At 52.9% G+C, this 22,312-nt stretch carries 22 protein-coding genes; 9 read left to right on the top strand and 13 right to left on the bottom strand.

The window, feature by feature from the left end; genetic code table 11:
- Together KEM39_RS04040 and KEM39_RS04035 are read left to right on the top strand one after the other, a co-directional pair.
- The coding region (locus KEM39_RS04040) for a cytochrome b/b6 domain-containing protein (RefSeq protein WP_418029955.1) at positions 1-215 on the top strand (215 nt) is incomplete at its 5' end.
- Between the two features lie 28 nt (positions 216-243).
- Complete coding sequence (locus tag KEM39_RS04035; RefSeq protein ID WP_118998011.1) at positions 244-684, top strand: antibiotic biosynthesis monooxygenase family protein; 441 nt, start codon at positions 244-246, stop codon at positions 682-684.
- A gap of 548 nt (positions 685-1,232) precedes the next feature.
- Here KEM39_RS04035 and KEM39_RS04030 read toward each other — a convergent pair.
- The 4 genes from KEM39_RS04030 to KEM39_RS04015 form a co-directional block, all read right to left on the bottom strand.
- Entirely contained in the window at positions 1,233-1,748 is a 516-nt protein-coding gene (locus KEM39_RS04030; protein ID WP_025458451.1) for a hypothetical protein, read from the bottom strand.
- Positions 1,717-2,043 (bottom strand): hypothetical protein, encoded by a 327-nt coding sequence (locus KEM39_RS04025; protein WP_192886272.1) that lies wholly within the window; start codon positions 2,041-2,043, stop codon positions 1,717-1,719. The genes KEM39_RS04030 and KEM39_RS04025 overlap by 32 nt, the downstream gene beginning before the upstream one ends.
- 167 nt (positions 2,044-2,210) lie before the next feature.
- Positions 2,211-4,133 (bottom strand): ATP-binding cassette domain-containing protein, encoded by a 1,923-nt coding sequence (locus KEM39_RS04020; RefSeq protein WP_118996763.1) that lies wholly within the window; start codon positions 4,131-4,133, stop codon positions 2,211-2,213.
- 76 nt (positions 4,134-4,209) lie between these two features.
- Complete coding sequence (locus KEM39_RS04015) at positions 4,210-4,581, bottom strand: Mth938-like domain-containing protein (RefSeq protein WP_240002707.1); 372 nt, start codon at positions 4,579-4,581, stop codon at positions 4,210-4,212.
- A gap of 196 nt (positions 4,582-4,777) precedes the next feature.
- Between KEM39_RS04015 and KEM39_RS04010 the strand changes: the two genes are divergently transcribed.
- Together KEM39_RS04010 and KEM39_RS04005 are read left to right on the top strand one after the other, a co-directional pair.
- Complete coding sequence (locus KEM39_RS04010) at positions 4,778-6,085, top strand: homoserine dehydrogenase (protein WP_118996765.1); 1,308 nt, start codon at positions 4,778-4,780, stop codon at positions 6,083-6,085.
- Entirely contained in the window at positions 6,078-6,512 is a 435-nt protein-coding gene (locus KEM39_RS04005) for a hypothetical protein (RefSeq protein ID WP_118996766.1), read from the top strand. The genes KEM39_RS04010 and KEM39_RS04005 overlap by 8 nt, the downstream gene beginning before the upstream one ends.
- A 124-nt stretch (positions 6,513-6,636) precedes the next feature.
- Here KEM39_RS04005 and KEM39_RS04000 read toward each other — a convergent pair whose 3' ends face one another.
- Positions 6,637-6,906: an HU family DNA-binding protein gene (locus KEM39_RS04000; RefSeq protein ID WP_025458445.1), complete on the bottom strand. Its 270-nt coding sequence runs from the start codon at positions 6,904-6,906 to the stop codon at positions 6,637-6,639.
- Between the two features lie 181 nt (positions 6,907-7,087).
- Complete coding sequence (gene lon / locus KEM39_RS03995) at positions 7,088-9,550, bottom strand: endopeptidase La (protein WP_118996767.1); 2,463 nt, start codon at positions 9,548-9,550, stop codon at positions 7,088-7,090.
- 99 nt (positions 9,551-9,649) lie between these two features.
- Here lon and KEM39_RS03990 point away from each other — a divergent pair, with 99 nt between their 5' ends.
- Entirely contained in the window at positions 9,650-9,826 is a 177-nt protein-coding gene (locus tag KEM39_RS03990) for a nitric oxide synthase (RefSeq protein WP_232616780.1), read from the top strand.
- The gene (locus tag KEM39_RS03985) at positions 9,801-10,904 is read left to right on the top strand and encodes a N5-glutamine methyltransferase family protein (protein ID WP_118996768.1); all 1,104 of its coding nucleotides are present in this window, start codon (positions 9,801-9,803) and stop codon (positions 10,902-10,904) included. The genes KEM39_RS03990 and KEM39_RS03985 overlap by 26 nt, the downstream gene beginning before the upstream one ends.
- 54 nt (positions 10,905-10,958) lie before the next feature.
- Here KEM39_RS03985 and KEM39_RS03980 read toward each other — a convergent pair whose 3' ends face one another.
- The 4 genes from KEM39_RS03980 to KEM39_RS03965 all read right to left on the bottom strand — a co-directional run bounded on the left by KEM39_RS03980 (position 10,959) and on the right by KEM39_RS03965 (position 15,958).
- Entirely contained in the window at positions 10,959-12,077 is a 1,119-nt protein-coding gene (locus KEM39_RS03980; RefSeq protein WP_118996769.1) for a hypothetical protein, read from the bottom strand.
- A gap of 132 nt (positions 12,078-12,209) precedes the next feature.
- On the bottom strand, positions 12,210-13,955 hold the full coding sequence (recD, locus tag KEM39_RS03975; protein ID WP_118996770.1) for an exodeoxyribonuclease V subunit alpha: 1,746 nt from the start codon (positions 13,953-13,955) through the stop codon (positions 12,210-12,212).
- Between the two features lie 67 nt (positions 13,956-14,022).
- Positions 14,023-14,718 carry a lipoprotein-releasing ABC transporter ATP-binding protein LolD gene (lolD, locus tag KEM39_RS03970; RefSeq protein WP_118803969.1) on the bottom strand — a complete coding sequence of 232 codons (696 nt, stop codon included), beginning with the start codon at positions 14,716-14,718 and terminating at the stop codon, positions 14,023-14,025.
- Positions 14,711-15,958, bottom strand: coding sequence for a lipoprotein-releasing ABC transporter permease subunit (locus KEM39_RS03965; RefSeq protein WP_118996771.1), 1,248 nt, complete (start codon positions 15,956-15,958; stop codon positions 14,711-14,713). Before KEM39_RS03965 ends, lolD begins: the two co-directional genes overlap by 8 nt.
- 223 nt (positions 15,959-16,181) lie before the next feature.
- Between KEM39_RS03965 and KEM39_RS03960 the strand changes: the two genes are divergently transcribed.
- Positions 16,182-16,460, top strand: coding sequence for a hypothetical protein (locus tag KEM39_RS03960; protein WP_003709976.1), 279 nt, complete (start codon positions 16,182-16,184; stop codon positions 16,458-16,460).
- Positions 16,461-16,515: 55 nt separating this feature from the next.
- Here KEM39_RS03960 and recR read toward each other — a convergent pair whose 3' ends face one another.
- The 3 genes from recR to KEM39_RS03945 all read right to left on the bottom strand — a co-directional run bounded on the left by recR (position 16,516) and on the right by KEM39_RS03945 (position 19,161).
- The gene (gene recR, locus KEM39_RS03955; protein ID WP_192886273.1) at positions 16,516-17,133 is read right to left on the bottom strand and encodes a recombination mediator RecR; all 618 of its coding nucleotides are present in this window, start codon (positions 17,131-17,133) and stop codon (positions 16,516-16,518) included.
- Positions 17,134-17,199: 66 nt separating this feature from the next.
- Positions 17,200-18,738, bottom strand: coding sequence for a SurA N-terminal domain-containing protein (locus KEM39_RS03950; protein ID WP_118996773.1), 1,539 nt, complete (start codon positions 18,736-18,738; stop codon positions 17,200-17,202).
- Positions 18,739-18,786: 48 nt separating this feature from the next.
- On the bottom strand, positions 18,787-19,161 hold the full coding sequence (locus KEM39_RS03945) for an arsenate reductase (RefSeq protein WP_118996774.1): 375 nt from the start codon (positions 19,159-19,161) through the stop codon (positions 18,787-18,789).
- Between the two features lie 150 nt (positions 19,162-19,311).
- Between KEM39_RS03945 and KEM39_RS03940 the strand changes: the two genes are divergently transcribed.
- Entirely contained in the window at positions 19,312-20,940 is a 1,629-nt protein-coding gene (locus tag KEM39_RS03940) for an ABC-F family ATPase (protein WP_211709623.1), read from the top strand.
- 79 nt (positions 20,941-21,019) lie between these two features.
- Positions 21,020-22,273 carry a multifunctional CCA addition/repair protein gene (locus KEM39_RS03935; RefSeq protein WP_211709622.1) on the top strand — a complete coding sequence of 418 codons (1,254 nt, stop codon included), beginning with the start codon at positions 21,020-21,022 and terminating at the stop codon, positions 22,271-22,273.
- The last annotated feature ends 39 nt before the right edge of the window (positions 22,274-22,312 follow it).

Here is a 22,312-nt window from a genome sequence, read left to right as displayed (position 1 = left end):
ACACTGCCGTCACCAAATTGGGGCATTGGGCGATGTATGCCCTGATGCTCGCTGTTCCCGCCGCAGGCATTGCCCGTCAAATCGGCAATGGCGGAGAAATTCACGGCACGCTGGCATTTTCATTGCTGTTTTTGTCGCTGGGACATATTGGAATGGTTGCCTACCACCACATCAAAGGCGAATCCGTGCTGTCCCGAATGCTCGGAAAATCTTAATATCCTATACAAACAAGGAGCTACTGATATGAATACTCGTAAAAAAACCATCATCGCCGCTGTTACTGCTGCTGTTTTACTTTGTGTTGCAGGCTGCGTCGCCAAAGCGGAACAATGGCGCGCACAACGTAAAGCCATGCAGAACAGCGTTGTACTCATCAACACCTTTGAAGTGCCGCAGGGCAAAGAAGCCGAAACTTTGGCTGCTTGGCAGAAATCACGCGATTTCCTGAAAACCCAGCCGGGCTACATCGGTACACGTCTGCATCAAAATATTGACCCGAACGGCAAATACCATTTCGTCAATGTTGCCCATTGGCGCAGTGCGGAAGAATTTAAAGCCGCTACCGCCAAAATGCGTCAAGCCCTGCCGGACAACATGCCAGAAGGCGTAACTGCCAGCCCGAGTTTGTTTAAAGTGATTGAAAGTGATATGCCGCACGGCTTCGGCAGACGCGGTGGCAAGTGAGGCGAGTAAGCGGCGGAACCGCGCGCCGAAATAAAAGCAGCCTGCACTTTGAAAAACAAGGTGCAGGCTGCTTTTGGGCTTTCAGACGCCCTGAAACCGTGTGCGTAACCATGCCTGTTCTGTAACACCTTTAAGTCGCATGATTTTTCATTTCACCAACAACTGTCCTTGTCTCGCCAAATTCAAAGTAGCCAGCAACATAACCAAGCCGGAGCCTGTGGTGGCGAGGAAATAGCCTAACGCTGTTCGGCAATCAAATGGAAACCGTAACCCATCTTGCATTTTCTGAAAATTCAAGTACCTAGTATTAAGGCAAGGCAGGTAGTTTGTTGCAAGGTAAAAAACAAATGCTCTTGATTTTGAGTAGGGTTGTAAAAATATCTATTTAATTCACTATAAATTTAACATAATATACATTATGCGAACTAGCCGAAGAACCATTTTTTACGGCGGAAAAATCCCAGATTGTTCGGATAGACAAAATGCGCGCAATGGGCTTTGAAGTACGCACTTTTTACGCGTTCCCTGTCCCTTTATTCTTCATCGGCCTACATACGTCCCAGTTCCCTTTGCAGGGCTTGGATGTTTTGCTGCCTGTCCAACACATTGCTTTGTAATGTGTTTATTTCTTGGTGGTTGATGTTGCCGCCTTTTGCCAAACGTGCTTGCGATAACATTTTTTGGGCTTCGCTCAGGGCTTTGCGTTCGTTACTCAATTCTGCTTCGAGAATGGCGCGCCTGCTGTTGTTTACGGGTGCTTGTTGGGGCGGCGGCGTATTGGATTTTGCCGGTTTGGATACTGTTTTGACCGGGGTTTTATATTTGACGGCCGATCCGTTGTTTGACGGTGATGGTGCCGGTTCGGACGTTTGGGGCGGGATATAACGTTCGCTGCTGTAGTTGCCGATCGGGGGCAAATCGGTTGAGTGGCAGCTTTTAGACGGCTTGGTGGTGTAAACGGTTTCTCCGTTAATTGTGCAGGTATAGATTTTGGCCGCATTCGCGCCCAATGGGCTTAAAATCAGGGAAAGGTTAATTAGGATGAAGGGCAGTTTTGATTTCATAATGTGTTTGATACTCGGATGATGATTTGATTTTTAAGGTTTTTTTTTGGCGTTTTACGGGCTTTTCTTTCCGCTTGTTTCCTTTTGATTTTCTTTCGGGGCTTTGGCAGCCTGCCTGTTCTTTTTCCCGGCAGGTTTTTTGCTTTTCTTTTTGTTTTCCGTGTGTATTTGGGTTTCTTGACTGAGTTTTTTTATTTTCAGGCGGTATCCGCGCCTCCCTGATGGCTGCTGATTTTAGGCAAATCCACGCCGGTACACGATCCTGACGGGTCTGATGTATATACGCTTTTGCCATTTGAGCTGCAATTATATACGGAGGCTTGCGCCGCCGTACCGGCAAAGGACAGGAAGATGAAGGCGGCAAAAAGTCTGGTTTTCATACCGGTAAAGTAAAAAGGCGATGGTAAGGTGCGGATTATACCGTTCTTGGCAGGCAAATATAAGCACCCTGCCCGCGCTTCTTTATTGCCCGGCAAACTGTTTCTCGATTTCAGTTTCAATCCGCTCCAATTCTTCTTGGCAAGCCAGCCAAACCTCTTCGATTTGGGCAAGTTGTGTTTTGACTTTTGCCAGATCGGATAAAGTGTTCTGTAATTTTTCTTTGTTTGCTTCAAGGTAAGCGTCTTCTTGTGCCAAAAATGTTTCACAGGCCGTCTGAACGTCGGAAAGCTGCGCCATTTCTTTTTCGGCACGGTCGATTTTCTGCTGTATCGGCTTGCCGCATCGGGCTTTTTCTTGGCGGATTTGTGCTTCGATGCGCTTGGTGTCTTTGCGGCTTTGGCTTTGTGCGGAAGCGGCTGGTGCGGCTGCGGCGTTTTCCTGTGCCAAACGCCATTGGCGGTAGTCGTTCAAATCGCCGTCAAAGTTTTTCAGACGGCCTTTGTCGATCAGGAGGAAGCTGTCGGTCGTGGCTTCAAGCAGGCTGCGGTCGTGCGATACGACGATTAATGCGCCTTGGAAACTTTGCAGCGCGAGCGTCAGGGCGTGGCGCATATCCAAGTCCAGATGGTTGGTCGGCTCGTCAAGGAGCAGCAGGTTCGGCTTTTGCCAGATAATCATAGCAAGGGCGAGTCGGGCTTTTTCTCCGCCGGAAAAAGGTTCGGTTTTCTGCAACGCCATATCGCCGACAAAATTGAAGCCGCCGAGGAAATTCCGGATTTCTTGTTCGCGCACTTCGGGCGAAAGCTGCTGAATGTGCCAAACAGGGCTTTGGTCGGCGCGGATGGTATCGAGTTGGTGTTGGGCAAAATAACCGATATTGAGTTTTTCGGAACGGACGATGCTGCCGGAGAGCAAATCGATTTTGCCCGCCAAGGCTTTGATAAATGTAGATTTACCGCTGCCGTTGACACCCAATAAACCATAGCGCGCGCCGCTTTCCAGCGACAGGGTAATGTCGTGCAAAACAGTTTTGCCTTCGTAACCCAAATCTGCGTGTTCCAGCTTCAGCAAAGGATTGGGCAGATGCTCGGGATTGTAAAACTCAAAGGAAAACTCGCTGTCCAGATGCGCGGGAGCGATGCGTTCGAGCTTCGCCAACGCCTTCATACGGCTTTGCGCTTGAACGGCTTTGGTAGCTTTGGCTTTGAAGCGGTCGATAAAGGATTGCAGATGTTTGATTTGCGCCTGCTGTTTGACATAGGCGGCTTGTTGCTGCGCGAGACGCTGCGCGCGTTCATTTTGGTAAAAATCGTAATTGCCGCCGTATTGCGTGAGCTTTTGCTGCGACAATTCGATGGTTTGGGTGGTGGCCGCATTGAGGAAATCGCGGTCATGGGAAATGATGATTTGCGTGCAGGGTAAAGAAGCAAGGTGGTTTTCCAGCCACAATACGGTTTCCAAATCCAAGTGGTTGGTCGGTTCGTCAAGCAAGAGCAAATCGGCGCGGCAAATCAGGGCTTGCGCAAGATTCAGGCGCATACGCCAGCCGCCGGAAAAGGATTTGACGGGGCGGTTGTGTTCTTCTTGCGAAAAACCCAGCCCGTTCAACAATTTCGCTGCACGGGCCGGCGCGGTATAAGCGTCGATTTCTTCCAATTTGGCGTGATATTCCGCCTGTTTCATACCATCGTTTTCCGCCTCCGCCCGTGCCAATGCCGTCTGAAGGGTCTGTAACTCGGCATCGCCCTGCAAAACGTAATCCAAAGCGGAAATGTCTAAATCGGGCGTTTCTTGGGAAACGGAAGCGAGCCGCCAGTTTTTCGGAATCGAGACATCGCCGCCGTCTTGAGTGATTTCGCCCTTGATTAAGGCAAACAGGCTGGATTTGCCCGTCCCGTTTTTGCCGATCAAACCGACGCGCTGACCGGGATTGACGGTGGCTGAAGCCTTGTCGAGCAGGACTTTCAAACCGCGTTGCAGGGTGAGGTTTTTAATTTCAATCATAACGGAAACATCATCGGGCGGAAAAAGCCCGTATTTTACCTGAAAGAAAGTGCTGATGCCGTCTGAAATGGGAAATTTACGGTTGAAGCCACGCCCAGGCCCTGCGCCCTTCCGAGTGCAAAAAGGCCAATGTCCTGCATGCCGATTCGGTATTCATACATTCCACACCGATTCCGATTTGGGAAAAATCCGCCATGATTTTGGGATGGATAAACTTCTGTACCGCCCCAGTCCCGATAATCAATATTTCCGGATAGTCAACAGGTTCGATGTCGGACAACAGGTTTTCCGGAGTCAGGTCGGACAAGGTTCGGCATTGCGACAGGCAGACCGAATCCTTATGTACAAGCACGGGTTTATGGAAACTTTGACCTGCCAATCGGATTTCGCCCGCACCGCATTCATATTCCGCAAACTGTCCGTCTATCGGATTTTCTTCAAACAACATTTTTTTACCCCGTTGCCGCATCATCTACACCGAAAGGGGTGCAAAATCAGGCGAATTCATGTAGGATTGGCAGATTTCATCTGACCCGCCTGCCGATTTCAGACGGCATTTGATTCAAAGTGCGGCACAATTATATCGGCAGCGGATATTTTCGTCTTTCAATATTTACATTTCAGTCGGCTTACAAGGAGACACAATGAAGCCAGTAAACATCGGTCTTTTAGGTTTGGGTACGGTCGGCGGCGGTACGGCTGCCGTGTTGCGGGACAACGCGGAGGAAATTTCCCGCCGCTTGGGGCGCGAAATCCGTATTTCTGCCATGTGCGACTTAAGCGAAGAAAAAGCCCGCCAAATCTGCCCGTCCGCAGCCTTTGTCAAAGATCCGTTCGAACTGGTCGCACGTGAAGACGTCGATGTCGTCGTCGAATTGTTCGGCGGCACGGGCATTGCCAAAGATGCGGTGTTGAAAGCCATTGAAAACGGCAAACACATCGTTACCGCCAACAAAAAACTGCTCGCCGAATACGGCAACGAAATCTTCCCGCTGGCGGAAGAAAAAAACGTCATGGTGCAATTTGAAGCGGCAGTAGCGGGCGGTATCCCGATTATCAAAGCCCTGCGCGAAGGTTTGGCAGCAAACAGGATTAAATCCATCGCCGGCATCATCAACGGTACCAGCAACTTCATCCTCTCCGAAATGCGCGAAAAAGGCAGCGCGTTTGCCGACGTATTGAAAGAAGCACAGGCATTGGGCTACGCCGAGGCCGACCCCACCTTCGACATCGAAGGACATGACGCGGGCCATAAAATCACCATCATGAGCGCGCTGGCATTCGGCACGCCGATGAACTTCTCCGCCTGCTACCTCGAAGGCATCAGCAAACTCGACAGCCGCGACATCAAATACGCCGAAGAACTCGGCTACCGCATCAAACTTTTGGGCATCACCCGCAAAACCGGCAAAGGCATCGAATTGCGCGTCCACCCTACCCTGATTCCCGAAAGCCGCCTCTTGGCAAACGTCAACGGCGTGATGAACGCCGTGCGCGTCAATGCCGATATGGTCGGCGAAACCTTATATTACGGCGCGGGCGCGGGCGCATTGCCGACCGCTTCCGCCGTAGTCGCCGACATCATCGACATCGCACGCCTGATCGAAGCCGATACAGGCCACCGCGTACCGCATCTGGCGTTCCAACCCGCGCAAGTCCAAGCGCAAACCATCCTGCCTATGGACGAAATCACCAGCAGCTACTACCTGCGTGTCCAAGCCAAAGACGAACCGGGCACGCTGGGGCAAATCGCCGCGCTTTTGGCACAAGAAAACGTGTCTATCGAAGCCTTAATCCAAAAAGGCGTGATTGACCAAACTACCGCCGAAATCGTGATTCTGACCCACAGCACGGTCGAGAAAAACATCAAGCGCGCGATTGCCGCCATCGAAGCATTAAGCTGCGTAGAAAAACCGATCACTATGATCCGCATGGAAAGCCTGCATGACTGAGCAGAAAAACGAAATGCCGACGGAAGAGCAGGCTGCGGCGCGTAAAAAAGCGAAAGCCAAAATCCGCACCATCCGCATTTGGGCGTGGGTCATTTTGGCGTTGCTCGCTTCAACCGCCCTGCTCTCCCAATGCGCGATGTCCAAACCGCAGGCAAAGCAGAAAATTATTGAATCCTGCGTAAAAAACATTCCGTTTGCCGAAAAATGGCAGAACGATTTGAAAGCGCGCGGCTTGGATGCGGACAATACCCGCCTTGCCACCGATTACTGCAAATGTATGTGGGAGCAGCCTTTGGACAGGTTGAGCGAGAAACAGGTCAGCTCCTTCGGCAAACTCGGTGCACAAGAACAGCTTGACCTGCTCGGCGGCGCAAATGCCTTTGAAACGCGAGACAAACAATGTGTCGCGGATTTGAAAGCTGATTGAACCGCCGAACCGGAATGCCGTCTGAACGCGGGAAAAGCGTTTCAGACGGCATTTTTTCAAACTGACCAACAGGACAAACAAAAAGCCGATTCTTCAAGGAATCGGCTTTTTACTGAAAAACAGTTTACAGTGCATCTTTCAATGCTTTACCTGCACGGAATTTAGGCGTTTTGGCGGCGGCAATGGTCAGAGGCTCGCCGGTTTTGGGGTTGCGGCCTTGGCGTTCTGCACGTTCGCCGACGTAGAAAGTACCGAAACCGACCAAAGTAACGGTGTCGCCTTGTTTCAGGGCGTTGGTTACTGCATTGGTAGTGGCATCCAAAGCTTTTTGTGCAGCGGCTTTGGAAATGCCGGCTTCTTGAGCAATCGCTTCGATCAATTCAGACTTGTTCACAATCAGTCCCTTCCTGTCTTAAAAAATGATGAAATGCCCGAATATTCGGGGTTTGTACTGCTTGAGTAACTTTCGCTTTATAGCAATTCTGAAATTGCCGTGTCAAGAAAAAAATACGGAATCGCCCTATTTTACAGGCTTTCAGGACGAAACCGCATTTTTACAACACATTTCCTGCGTTTCAATGTTTGATTGCCCTGCTGCGGGGTTTCGGTTTTGAAGCGGGTTCCGCCGCCGCTTCCGCGGCAGAAGGTTCTGCCCAAGGCTCAGGCCGGCTTTCCAAACCCAAAGCCAATACCTCGTCTATCCATTTGACCGGATGGATGGTCAGGCCGGTTTTAACGTTTTCAGGGATTTCTTCCAAGTCTTTAACATTGTCTTTCGGAATTAAAACGTGTTTGATGCCGCCGCGAAGCGCAGCCAACAGTTTTTCCTTCAGACCGCCGATCGGCAGGACTTCGCCGCGCAGGGTGATTTCGCCCGTCATGGCAACATCCGCACGCACAGGGATTTTGGTGAATGCGGACACCATCGCCAAAGTCATGGCAATGCCCGCACTCGGACCGTCTTTCGGGGTCGCACCTTCGGGAACGTGAACATGGATGTCTTTTTTCTCGTAAAAATCAGGAGCCAAACCCACTGATTCTGCACGGGAACGGACAACCGACCATGCTGCGGACACGGATTCCTTCATCACATCGCCCAACTGGCCGGTACACTGGATCACGCCTTTACCCGGTAATGCCACGGCTTCGACAGTCAGCAATTCACCGCCGACTTCCGTCCACGCCAAACCGGTTACTTGTCCGATACGGTTTTCGCTTTCGGCAACGCCGTAATCGAAGCGGCGCACACCCAAGTAGTCATGCAGATTTTTCTCGTTGACTTTAACCGCTTTAGGTTTGACCTTACTTGCTTTTTTGATTTCAGACGACCTTCTCTTGTCTTGTTCCAAAGTAAGCTGCATGACGACTTTGCGGCAGATTTTGGCAATTTCGCGGTCGAGCGAACGCACACCCGCCTCACGGGTGTAGTAACGGATAATATCGCGCACCGCGCTTTCTTCGATTGCCAACTCCCCTTCTTTCACGCCGTTGCGCTTCATTTGCTTCGGCACGAGATACTGCATCGCAATATTGATTTTCTCGTCTTCCGTATAGCCGGACAAACGGATGATTTCCATACGGTCGAGCAACGGAGTCGGAATATTCAGACTATTGGATGTGGCGATAAACATCACATCACTCAAATCGTAATCCACTTCCGCATAATGATCGGCAAACTTGTTGTTTTGTTCGGGATCGAGCACTTCGAGCAACGCGCTGGCGGGATCGCCTCGGAAGTCGTTACCCAATTTGTCGATTTCGTCGAGCAGGAACAAGGGATTTTTTACGCCGGCTTTTGCCATATTCTGCAGAATCTTACCGGGCATGGAGCCGATATAGGTGCGGCGGTGTCCCCGGATTTCGCTTTCGTCGCGCACGCCGCCCAAGGCCATGCGGACATATTTCCGCCCCGTTGCTTTGGCGATGGATTCGCCCAAAGAGGTTTTACCCACGCCAGGAGGGCCGACCAGGCACAGAATCGGGCCTTTGAGTTTGTCCATACGTTTTTGGACGGCGAGGTATTCCAAAATCCGTTCTTTGACTTTTTCCAGGCCGTAGTGGTCGGCATCCAGCACCAGTCCGGCTTTGGCGATGTCTTTGCTGACGCGGGATTTTTTCTTCCACGGCAGTTCGAGCAGGGTATCGATGTAGTTGCGTACGACGGTGGATTCGGCAGACATCGGCGGCATCATTTTGAGTTTTTTCAGTTCGGACAGGCATTTTTCTTCCGCTTCTTTGCTCATCCCCGCCTTTTTGATGCCTGCTTCCAAGGCATCCAGTTCGCCGTTTTCGTCTTCTTCGCCCAATTCTTTGTGTATCGCTTTAATCTGTTCGTTCAGATAATATTCGCGCTGGGATTTTTCCATTTGGCGTTTGACGCGTCCGCGTATGCGTTTTTCGGCCTGCATAATGTCGAGTTCGGATTCCAGCTGTGCCAGCAGGAATTCCATCCGTTTGCCGATTTCGGGAATTTCCAAAATCTGTTGGCGTTGCGCCAGTTTCAACTGCAAATGCGCTGCGACCGTATCGGTTAGCCGGCTGTTTTCGGCAATGCCGTTGATGCTGCCGATGATTTCGGCGGGGATTTTTTTATTGAGTTTGGCGTATTGTTCAAACTGCGCCAACAGGGTGCGGCGCACGGCTTCGAGGTCGGTATTGCCGCCCGTGTCTTCTTCCACGACCGCCTCTATATGGGAAACGAACAGCCCGCCCGTGTCTTCAATGGTCAGAACACGTCCGCGATACAGCCCTTCGACCAGCACTTTTACCGTGCCGTCGGGCAGTTTCAACACTTGCAGGACTTGTGCGACGGTACCGGTCTGATACAGGTCGGCGGCAACCGGTTCTTCTACCGCCGCATCGGTTTGCGCCAATAGGAAAACCGGTTCCTCGCGGGTAATGGCGTTTTCCAGTGCGGCGATGGATTTCGGTCTGCCGACGAATAGCGGCAGAACCATATGCGGGTAAACGACGACATCCCGCAAAGGAAGGGTTGCCAAGGCGGCATATTCCTCAAAATGCTTTTCTTTTTGTGTCATGGATACTCTCTTGTGTCTGACAGAATACGGATTGCCGCGTAAATTGGGGTTGAAAGCATTATTTCAAGCATACGCGGTTTATTTATGGAGTTTGATGCAATGCCGTCTGAAACATTCCGGCTTCAGACGGCATGGGCTTGGAAAGACAAGGCGGGAACAAAAAACAGTTCTGTGTTGCCGCTCCTTGCTGTACCATCCGTATGGTTTACGGTTCTGCCGCCCTATTTTCAAAACATGACGCAGGTATTCCATGTCTTCTTTTATTTTTCCCGATAACGGGTTCGAATGGCGCAACGAAAGTCTGCAAAAGCCGCCCAAAGGTTGGCATTATGTCCGCGAAAGCGGCGCAGACGGCATTTTGAAGGCTGCCTATCAAAATATTGCAACTGTCTGGCAGGGCGATTTCCACAATGCCAAACAGGTGCTTTCTGCAATGAAGAAGAGGGTTCGCAAACCTGCCGCCGTCCGTTCCGATGCGGACATCGCCGCCCTTTTCCACGCCCACCGTATGAAGCAGGCGCAGCAGAGCCGTATTCTGAATATGCTTGCCGTTGAAATCCGCCCCGGTTTTGTGTTGGACAACAAACGCGCGCCCGATATACGCGCCGCCCTGCTCGACGTGTACGAAGAAGCGGACGGCAAACCGTTTTTCCTGCCGCTCAATCTGCTGCTGGGGTTTATGGGTGCGCACGAGTGGCATAAGAAAGGGGTTGTCGTTCCGCAGCTGGGCGGCAGTATACACGTTCCTTTCGGCGTATTCTCGCCGTTGCGCGGGGAATACCTCGACCTGCTTGCCCATGCGCCGTCAACGGGTTTTCAGACGGCATTCGATATCGGGACGGGCTCGGGCGTGCTTGCCGCCATTTTGGCAAAACAGGGCATTCCTTCCGTCATCGGCACAGATACCAATCCGAAAGCCGTCTCCTGCGCCCGTGCCAATATTGCCCGTTTGGGCTTTGAAAAACAGGTTGAAATCCGCGAAACCGATCTGTTTCCCGAAGGGTTTGCCGATTTAATCATCTGCAATCCGCCCTGGCTTCCCGCCAAGCCGACTTCCGCCGTCGAATCCGCGTTATACGACCCCGAATCTGCGATGCTGGCTGCGTTTTTGCGGGATGCGCCGAAACATCTGAATCCCGACGGAGAAATCCGTCTGATTATTTCCGACCTCGCCGTGCATTTGGGGCTGCGCCCTGCCGACTTTTTGGAAAAGGCATTTATCCGGGCGGGTTTGCGCGTTGCCGATATTATGAAAACCAAACCGGTTCACAAAAAAGCTGCCGATCCGGACAATCCGCTGGCTTTTGCCCGAAACAGGGAAACTACTTTCCTGTACCGTTTGAAAAAGGCATAACAAAACGGCTGCCCGTTAAAGCAGCCGTTTTTCATGCAGATTTGTACGATGCCGTCAGAAAATGTATTCCAACTGGCCGCGCACCACGTCGACATTTTGTCTGACGTTGCCCGCCGTCGGCGTAACCTGTTTGCCGTTCAGGTAGAAGCCCTTAATCCGCCAGTTTTTCCAAGGAATGTAGGTCAGACCGAGCTGTACGCCCTGAACGTTTTTGCTGTAATCCTCAGCCGAAGACACGCCGGACAGCGAACCGACTTTGCGGTAGTTGGCGAATACGTCGTAAGACTGCGGTTTTTTGGTGTCGGCAAGTTTGTAGTGCAATTCGGTAAACACGCCGTAATTGGCGATTTTGCCTCCCGCATCGTGATAGGCTTTCAGATTGGATTTGCTGACTGCCGCCATCCAGCGGATATTGTCGTTCAGTTTCACGTCCGTACCGATTTCGCCAAATACGACATCATGTTCCGCGTTTCCGTGTTTGACTTTGTCCATATAGCTGACGGTTGCGCCGACATTGATGCGTTCGCTGACAGGCAAAGTTGCCTGGGCGGAGGCGAAATGCCTGCGGTGTCCGCCTATGCCCCATACGTTGTCGTTAAGATTGCCGGTTCTGCGTCCGAGTGTAATTTTCGCCGGCAGCGAGGTGTTGTCGAAAAACAGTTCGGCACCGGTAACTTCCGTATCCCAAACCCTGCCGTAAGAGGAGAATGCGCCAAATTTGCCGATACGCGCCTTCAGATTGGGCGTAAGGCTGCCTTCTGCATAGAGTTTGTTCATCGGCACATCGTGTTTGCCGTTGAATTTGCCTGTTTCCAGATTGATGTTCGGCTCGATTTGGACGACCGCCTTCCAATCTTTATAGAGTTTGGCACGCAGCCACAATTCGGTATTGAAGTCGGCGTTGGTGTTTTCGCCGGTCGGATAGGAGCCGCTGTTGCTTGCCGCCGTATCTTTGCCGTCCACGCGCACGCGGAAACTGCCGTTGAGTGTCAGCCTGTCGCCGAACAGACTGATTTTGTCGTCGTCTTTGCTGATGATGCTGCCCGAGTTGACGTAATCGCCTGTGGTCGAAAGGGCTGCCGCATCGCGACCGCCGTCGATACCCGATGCCGACACGGGAAGGGAAACCAGCATTGCCATGCCGGTTAGAAGCGTGGGTTTCAATAAGTCCATACTGTCTCCGATAAAAGAGGAAAAACATCGGTAATTGTTGTATTTTGTGCAGACCTATCGTATGGAATGCCATCCGTCGGGTCAAGAAAATATTGACGGTTTTTAACGTTTTTTATCGGGATTTGATGTGTGTCAATCTTGGAAAAACACACGTTTGAGCATACTGCCCAATGCCGTCTGACGCGTTTTGACGGTGGCGGCAGCTTGCCGGAAGGCTTCTTCCCCGCCGAAGAATACGAACTTCTCTCTCGCGCGGGTAATGGCGGTATATAACAGCTCCTTACTCAATCCGGACAATGCATCGTTCCCTTCGTCCGAAGGTGCGGCGGAAGGCGGCAGCAGCCAGACTTCCCGATATTCCGAACCTTGGCTTTTGTGGACGGTCATGGCGAATGCGGGTTCAAATTCGGGCAGACAGCTTACCGCTACCTTTTTAAATCCGTCCGCATCGGGAAAATAGGCGGACAGGCTGCCCGGCCTTTGGACGTCATCCATAATCAGTCCGACGTCTCCGTTGAACAGTTCAAGCGCGTAGTCGTTTTGCCTGATCATAATCGGCTCTCCGGCGAAATAGGCCTGATGTTCGGGTATGTTCCTTTTACGGCGCACATGGCTGCAATAAGCTTCGTTGAAATCTTCCGCATCCTGCCGCCAAGCCGCGAGGACGACGATATCCGAGATGCCCGCATAGGCGGATTCGATGTTGCCTTCGTCTACCGCCTGCCAATAGGCTTTGTGAGTCCGGTACAACCTTTCGACCTGAGCGTTCAGACGGCATTCCGAATGTTCCAGTTCGTCCGGAAACCGGTCAAACAATGCCCACGCCCCCTCATCGCCCGATACGGCGGCACGGGCAAGGCAGCCGATGCCGCTGTTGTCGCCGAAGCGGTGGCTGAACGACAGATGGGCGGTGTTTTGCGCCAACACGGGCGGATTTGCGCTGACGCTGAAACCGTGTTCCGGAAGGAAGCCGGCCAGCCTTTGGTGCGTTTCTCCGTCCAAAACGGTTTTTTGTGACAAAACGGACAGCACCGCCCCTATTCCGACGGACGGGAGCTGGTTTTCATCGCCCAGCAGAATCACGCGCGCGCCGGTTTTGACCGCTTTTAAAAGTTGCAGCATCAATGCCGTATCCAGCATAGAGGCTTCATCGATAACCAATACGTCAAACGGCAGCGGACGGATATGGTCGAACGCCGCCTGCATTTTGGGCGGGCGCAGCTTCAGCAGTCGGTGGACGGTTTGCCCTTCCAGTTTGAGCAAATGGCGGCGGACGGTCTCCGGCGCGTCAAAACCGTTGATTGCACGGTGCAGCGCGCGCGCCATATGTGCCGCCGCTTTGCCCGTCGGTGCGGCAAGCGCGATGTTGGGAAGATTTTCGTCTTCACCGCAAATCAGCGCCAGCAGTTTGGCAACCGTTGTCGTTTTGCCCGTTCCCGGCCCGCCAGTAATCACCATAAAAGACTGCAACAGTGCCAAGGCGGCGGCATCGCGCTGCCCTTCGCTGCCCGCGCCTTGAAACCATTTTGCGAGGTTTTGCCGCGCGCCTGCCGCGTCAGGGGCGGATGTGCCGGCTGCCGCCAAGCGTTTTATCTCGGCAGCCAAATCGTATTCCAACTGCCACATCCTGCCCAAAAACAGCCTTCTGCCTTCCAAAATCAAAGGCGCGGCGGATGTTCCGACCACGGGTGCGAGTGCCGGCAGCGCGCCAGCCTCGCCACTGCTCAAACGGATAAACGAATGACCGTTCTGCAATGCCTGAAACAGGCGTTCGGTACAGTTTGCAAGCACTTCGCTGCCTGAACCCGCATAGCGTTCCAAAAAACGGATTGCCGCCCTTGCCGCCGCTTGGGCAAATTCATCTGTCTGCCGTTCCATCGTATTCCTTGTCGAAATGCCGTCTGAAGGCGCGGGGCTTCAGACGGCGCGGTGTTGTTTCGGATGTTTAGGCGTTTGCGCCCTGCTTGGTGTGCAGGCTGCCGTCCTTCATAACCATCACGCGCTCGAAGCGGCCGGCGAGTTCGTCGTCGTGCGTTACGACCACCAGCCCCGTTCCCAATTCTGTTTTCAGTTCCAGCATCATATCCAAAACATTCCTGGCGTTCGCACGGTCGAGATTGCCGGTCGGTTCGTCGGCAAGCAGGCATTTGGGTTGGGTGACCAGGGCGCGTGCAATGGCGGCACGCTGCCGCTCACCGCCTGAAAGTTCGCCCGCGCGGTGCGTCGAACGCTGTTTCAGTCCGACCTTGTCGAGCATCGACATTGCCGTTTCTGCCGCCTCTTCACGGCTTTTTTTGCCGATCAGAAGCGGCATCATCACGTTTTCCAGTGCCGAAAATTCAGGCAGAAGATGGTGGAACTGGTACACGAAACCGAGATGGCGGTTGCGCAGGATGCCCAGTTGTCGCTGGCTTAATGTACGCAAATCCTCGCCCATCAGCAGCACCCTGCCTTCAGACGGCATATCCAGCCCGCCCAAAATATGCAGCAGCGTCGATTTGCCGCTGCCCGAAGAACCGATGATGCCGGTGCTTTCCCCCGCGCGGATTTCCAAATCCAAGCCGTGCAGCACCGGAACGTCCAAACCGCCGTCCCGATAGCGTTTGCCCACGCCTTCGCATTTCAAAATCAACTCACTCATAACGCAAAGCCTCCGCCGGTTGGGTTTTTGACGCGCGCCAGCTCGGGTAGAGCGTGGCAACGAAAGACAGTCCCAAAGAAATGCAGGCAATCAGGGCAACGTCGCCCATATCGACATCACTGGGCAGGTAGTCGATAAAATAAACCTGAGAATTGATGAGGTGGACACCGAGCAGGTTTTCAAAAAACGCCACGACCCTGCCGACATTCCAACCCAAAAGCACGCCGCAGACCACCCCCGCCAGCGTGCCGAAAAAGCCTGAAAACGCGCCCTGCACCATAAAAATCTTCATCACGCCAGCAGGAGAAAGACCCAAAGTGCGCAAAATGGCGATGTCCGCCTGCTTTTCCGTAACAGCCATCACTAACGAAGAGACAAGGTTGAACGCCGCCACGGCGATAATCAGCGTCAGGATGATGAACATCATCCGTTTTTCCAACTCGACCGCCTCAAAATAGCTTCGGTTGCTGAACGTCCAATCACGTACCCAAACCGTATCCCTTTGCGCCTCTGGAATCAGCTTTGCCGTCAAGGCGGGGGCGTTTTGCGGGTCGGCGAGTTTCAGCCGCAGCCCCGCAACTTCCTTATCCAAGCGGTACAGTACGCGCGCGTCTTGGATATGCGTTATCGCCAATGAGTTGTCCACTTCGTAAACGCCCGTCTTAACCAGACCGACCACGGTAAACTGTTTCAACCTCGGTACGACTCCGGCGGGGGTAACGTTACCCTCCGGCGTGATGACAGTAACTTTATTGCCGACTTCTGCCCCCAAAGCCTCCGCCAAACCGACACCGAGGATAATGTCAAACTCGCCCGGAATCAGGTCTTCAAACTTGCCTGTCGGCATTTTGTCGCCGTATTCCACCACTTTGCGCTCTTCAGACGGCAAAATGCCGCGCATCTGCACGCCCCTGATTTCGCCCGCGTTTGCCAGCAGAGCCTGATTGGAAACATAGGGCGCGGCAGCCAAAATACCTTTGCGGTTTTCGGTAAACCGAAGCAGGTTGCGCCAATCTGTATCCGTATTGTCGATATAGCCGATTTCGGCGTGCGGCGCGACATTCAGGAGCTGCCCGCGTATTTCTTTCTGAAAGCCGTTCATAACCGACAAGACGACAATCAGCGCGGTTACGCCCAAGGCGATTCCGGCAATCGAAACCATCGTGATAAACGACATAAAGCCGTTGCGCTTTTTCGCCCTGAGATACCTCAAGCCTATCCAAGCCTCTAGAGAAAACATAACGCTACCTTAAAAATGTCTGCAAACGTGCCGCCCCGGACGGCGGTTTGGGGGCGGCGGCAAAAGTTTATTGTACCGTAAAACCCCGACAGCGTCCGAACGGCAGGCTGTGCAAATAAAGACGCGGGATGTGGCAAATTCGGAAAAACAGGGCGGAAAACTTGCACAACGTGCCGAACTGCCCTATCCTTTCCTTCAGAAAAACCGTTTCTTGAGGAAAACAATGAATATCCGAACTGCTTTTGCTTTGTGCGCCATCGCCTTATCCGCCGCTGCGGCTGCCTACGCCAAAGAAATCAAAATCGATGCCAACAACACGCCTTATTCCGAAGCCGACGCGCAAAAGCTGGCGGCAACGGCAGTCGGTATGGGTGTTAAGGAACCCGTCAGCCTGAACGGCGGCAGCGGCAGCATTACCGTTTCCGGCAGCAGCGCGACGCAGTGCGTGTTCAAAGTCGGCAACGGAGGCGCATTGCAGATTCAAGGGCTCAACTGCAAGTAAACCACCCGGAAAAATGCCGTCTGAAGGCTTCAGACGGCATTTTGCATTGGCGGCGTTACGCCCCGCCTTCTTTAATCAGCCGCCGTTCGTACACCGCCTGCGCCAGCGTTCCCGCATCGACATATTCCAATTCGCCGCCCAAGGGGATGCCCTGCGACAGCCTGCTGACTTTGTAAGGCAGGTTTTTGAAAAACTCGGACAGGACATACGCCGTCGCATTGCCCTCTGCGGTAAAGGCGGTTGCGATAATGATTTCTTCAACCTCCCCGCCGCCCATCCGCTGCGCCAGCCTGTCCAATGCGATGGCGGATACGTCCATTCCCAGTGCCGTATTGATTTGCCCCATCAGGACGAAATACAGCCCGTCGTGGCAATTTGCCGCTTCCATATTCGACACGTCGGCAGGCATATGCACCACCATCAGCCGCCGCCCGTCGCGTGTTTCATCGGCACAAATATCGCACAATCCGCCTTCGCAAAACGTGTTGCACCTCGCGCAATGATCGACCTGCTTCAATGCCGTCTGCAAGGCATCCACCAGCTCTTCAGCCTCTTTGCGCTTGTGCTGCAACAGATGGTACGCCATCCGCTGTGCCGATTTCGGCCCGACGTTGGGTAAAACCTTCAGCGCGTCGATCAATCCTTGGAAGGCATCTTGTTTTTTGTGGCTCATCATATTCCGCCGTATGGGAAAACGGCCGGAATATTCCGACCGTTATTTTGTCAACAAAAGTGTCAATTACTGACCGTCGCCGTTGTCGACCGATTGCGCTCCTTTGGTCTGTTTGATTTTACCGTTGAAATAACGTATCAACAAGTCGAAAGTATTGGCAGACTGCTGTTGCGCCAAAGCCTGTTTTGCAAGCGGGATGCGCGCGGTGGCATCATCGGGTGGCGTGACTGCCTGCACCTCGACAATCACGGGTGCCGGCAGACCGGTCAGCCTGACGTAGGCGGGTTTGCCGTTTGCCGGTTTTGCTTTCAGCAGTTCCGCATAAGCCTCGGGCGGCATGGACTGCCTTGCCTGCTGCGCGCCCAAAACGGACACTTCCGACCATTTCACGTCAACAGCCTTGCCGCCGTTCAGTTGGGTAAGCACTTCTTTTGCCTTGTTTTCGGCAAGTTTGGCGGCTTCGGTACGGATATAAGCCTGACGCACCGCATCTTTGGCTTCGGCAAACGGCAGGGTTTTCTCTTCGCGGACTTCTTTGGCACGGACGACCCACGCGGTTTCGCTGTTGATGGTCAGCACTTCGGAATTGTGTTTTTTCTTCAATACGTCGTCGCTGAAAACGGCATTGATTAGGTTTTCGGGCATGCCGGACATTTGCGCGTCCTGCCTGCTCAGCCAAGTTTCTTGGGTTTCCACTTTCAAACCGCTGTTTTTGGCGGCTTCGTCAAGCGATGAAGGATGGTTGAACGCGTCATCGCCCAGCTTTTCTTTTGCCTTGTTGAAGTCGGAAACCGCCTTTTTCATTTTCAATTCGTTTTCGACGGCGGCTTTTTCCTGCTCGAAAGAAGGTTTGGCTTCATTTGCCGGCAAACGCGCCACGCGCTCTTCAAATGCATTTTTCACTTCCGTTTCACTGACGGTCTGCTTGTCTGCAAAATCCTTCAGATTCAAGGCGACATATTCCAATTTGACCGCCTGCGGCAGCAGATAGTCTTTTTTGTTCGCATTATAAAATTTCTGCAAATCGGCTTCAGACACTTTGACTTGGGCGATGAACTCGTCGGGGTTGAAAGTGTGCGAACGGATGGTGCGGTTGACCTGCGTCAGCCTGATCAGCTGTTCCGCCTGCGCGTCGCCGACCAATACGCCGTTTTGGACGAGGTTTACCAAATTCTGTAAGGCAAACTGATCGCGGATTTCTTCGACAAACTGGTCTTCAGACATATGGCGTTGCGACAGGTATTGGCTCAAAAGCGCGTGACTGAACTTGCCGTTTGCGTCGTGGAAATTGGGATCGTCCACAATCATCTGCTTGATTTGTTCGGAAGAAACCGAGATGCCCATCAGCTTCGCGCCCTGTTTCAGGTAGGCGCGTTGCAGCAGGGATTGGAACACCGCGTCGCGCGAAGGGCTGCCGCCGTCCGCCTGCTCGTTCTGCATAGCGTTGTTGATGGAGTGGTCGCTGATTTTTTCGTCGCCCACTTGGACGATGTAGTCGGCACCCGGATGGGATACCGTGCTGACCCCGAAGCCGACGAAGGTTAATGCAATCAGCCCCAAAAGGACTTGGGCGGGTGTTCTGTATTTTTCGATGGAATGGAACATATTTTCAGATTGGGAATGGGAAATTCAAGTCGGGTATTGTAACGGTTTTTATCCCTGTCTGCACGGGGCTTGCCGGTTGAAGATGCCGTCGTAGGTTTCTTCGCTGAAGCCAACGTAAACCCTGCCTTTGAATTCCAATACGGGACGCTTTATCAGGCTCGGCATTTCGGACATCAGTTTGACGGCCTCCGCTGTCGAGGACAGGGCTTTTTGCTGTGTTTCGGCATCGAGTTTGCGCCAGCTTGTCCCGCGTTTGTTGAGCAGGGTTGCCAAAGGCACTTGTTCCAGCCACGAGCAGATTTCCGCTTCGGAAGGCGCCTGTTTTTTAAAATCCCGAAATTCAAATTCCATACCATATTCGGCAAGCCTGTTTTTGGCTTTTTTGACTGTATCGCAATTTGGAATGCCGTGAAGGATTATCATTTGGAAACCTTTTGCCTGAAATAATAAAACCGATATTTTACTATAAGTGTCTGAAAATTTGCCCGTCTGTTTCAGACGGCAAGGGGATTATGTTACAATCTGAAAATTCGACAAATTTAATCTCTTGTTCAATATAAGGTTTTACCCATAATGATTTCTACCAACGGCATTACCATGCAGTTCGGCGCGAAGCCTCTGTTTGAAAACGTATCCGTAAAATTCGGCGAAGGCAACCGCTACGGCTTGATCGGCGCGAACGGTTCGGGCAAATCCACCTTCATGAAAATCCTCGGCGGCGATTTGGAACAGACTGCGGGCGAAGTCGCGATTGAAAACGGCGTGCGTTTGGGTAAGCTGCGCCAAGACCAGTTTGCCTACGAAGACATGCGCGTGCTGGACGTGGTGATGATGGGGCATACCGAAATGTGGGCGGCGATGACCGAACGCGACGCGATTTACGCCAACCTCGAAGCCACCGAAGACGACTACATGAAAGCCGCCGAACTGGAAGCCAAGTTCGCCGAATACGACGGCTACACCGCCGAAGCGCGCGCTGCCGAACTCTTGAGCGGCGTGGGCATTTCCGAAGATTTGCACAATGCGACCATGGCGGAAGTCGCCCCGGGCTTCAAACTGCGCGTATTGCTGGCGCAAGCCCTGTTCTCCAAGCCGGATGTGCTGTTGCTTGACGAACCGACCAATAACTTGGACATCAACACCATCCGCTGGTTGGAAGGCGTGTTGAACCAATATGATTCCACGATGATCATCATCTCGCACGACCGTCACTTTTTGAACGAAGTCTGCACCCACATGGCGGATTTGGACTACAACACCATCACCATCTATCCGGGCAACTACGACGACTATATGCTCGCTTCCGCCCAATCGCGTGAGCGCGCCCTGAAAGACAACGCCAAAGCCAAAGAGAAACTGCAAGAGCTGCAAGAGTTTGTCGCACGCTTCTCTGCTAACAAATCCAAAGCCCGTCAGGCAACCAGCCGTCTGAAACAGGCAGACAAAATCAAATCGGAGATGGTCGAAGTCAAACCGTCTACCCGTCAAAACCCGTATATCCGTTTTGAAGCCGACGAAAAAGCCAAGCTGCACCGTCAGGCTGTAGAAGTGGAAAAACTGGCGAAACGCTTTGAAACCCAATTGTTTAAAAACCTGAACTTCATCCTCGAAGCGGGCCAACGCCTCGCCATCATCGGCCCGAACGGCGCGGGCAAATCCACCCTGCTGAAACTCTTGGCCGGCGCGTACAACCCCGAATATTCAGACGGCCTGCTGCTGGACGAAGGCAGCATCAAATGGGCGGAAAAAGCCAGCGTCGGCTACTATCCGCAAGATCACGAAAACGACTTTGATGTCGATATGGATTTGAGCGAATGGATGCGCCAATGGGGGCAGGAAGGCGACGACGAACAAGTCATCCGGGGCACTTTGGGGCGTTTGCTCTTCGGCAGCAACGATGTCGTGAAAAAAGTAAAGGTTCTCTCCGGTGGCGAAAAAGGCCGTATGCTTTACGGCAAACTGCTGCTGCTGAAACCCAATGTTTTGGTGATGGACGAACCGACCAACCATATGGATATGGAAAGCATCGAATCCTTGAACATGGCGCTGGAAAAATACAACGGCACGCTGATTTTCGTCTCCCACGACCGTCAGTTTGTATCTTCATTGGCTACCCAAATCATCGAATTGGACGGCAAAGGCGGATATGAACACTACCTGGGCGATTACGAAAGCTATTTGGAGAAAAAAGGCGTAGCATAAGCGCAACCCCGCCGATTGGAACAATGCCGTCTGAAGCCGCTTCAGACGGCATTCTTGATAACTTTAAAACACAAAGCATATGCAGACTTACCTCGTCGGCGGCGCCGTCCGCGATTATCTTTTAGGCTTGCCCGTCAAAGACCGCGATTGGGTGGTCGTCGGTGCAGACGCGCAAACCATGCTGGCGCAAGGCTTCCGGTCTGTCGGCAAAGATTTTCCCGTATTCCTTCATCCCGAAACGCACGAAGAATACGCCCTCGCCCGTACCGAACGCAAAACCGCCAAAGGCTATGCCGGTTTCAGTTTCCACGCCGACAAAGACGTTACGCTGGAGCAGGATTTGATGCGCCGCGACCTGACCATCAACGCGATGGCGCAAGATGCGGACGGCAAGATTATCGACCCTTTCGGCGGACAACGGGATTTGGCGGCAGGCATTTTGCGCCACGTTTCCCCCGCTTTTGCCGAAGACCCCGTCCGCATCCTGCGTACCGCCCGCTTTGCCGCGCGCTACGGTTTTGAAATCGCCGAAGAAACCATGAAGCTGATGCGGAAAATGGTGGAAAACGGCGAAGCGGACGCTTTAGTTGCCGAACGCGTCTGGCAGGAGTTGGCGAAAGGTTTGATGGAGAAAAATCCGCGCAAAATGATTGAAGTGTTGCGCGAATGCGGTGCGCTCAAAGTCTTGCTGCCCGAAGTCGATGCCCTCTTCGGCGTGCTACAACGAGCCGACTACCATCCCGAAATCGACAGCGGCATCCATACCCTAATGACGCTGCAACGCGCCGCCGATATGGGTTTGAGCCTGCCCGAACGCTATGCCGCCCTGCTGCACGATTTGGGCAAAGCCAAAACGCCGCCCGACATCCTGCCGCGCCACTACGGACACGACATCAACGGTGTCGAACCCGTGCGCGAAGTCAATCAGCGGCTGCGTGCGCCGAAACATTGCGCCGAGCTTGCCGAACTTGTCTGCCGTTGGCACATTATTTTCCACCAAGTCGGACAGCTTAAAAGCCGAACCATTCTGAACGTTTTGAAAAAAACCGACGCTTTCAGACGACCCGAACGCTTCTCCGCTGCCTTAAACGTCTGCATTGCCGACACGCAAGGCCGTCTGAACCGAGAACACACGCCCTACCCCCAGCGCGCGCACTGGCTTGCTCTGCTCGAAGCCGCCAATCAGGCGGATTCGGGCAAAATCGCCGCCGAATGCCGCGCGCAAGGAAAAGCGCACCTTATCGCCGAACAAATCGACCGGGCGCGGCTGGCACAAATCGCCCCGCTGCAAAAAGCGTTCCGGGCGGCGCAAGACAAAACAGAAAAACATTAAAACGCCCAATGCAGCCACTTTTAAAGTTTTGAGGACGAT

This window comes from Neisseria sp. Marseille-Q1983, from assembly GCF_018224585.1.
Classification (GTDB): domain Bacteria; phylum Pseudomonadota; class Gammaproteobacteria; order Burkholderiales; family Neisseriaceae; genus Neisseria; species Neisseria polysaccharea.
This window is presented reverse-complemented; position numbering and strand designations above follow the sequence as displayed.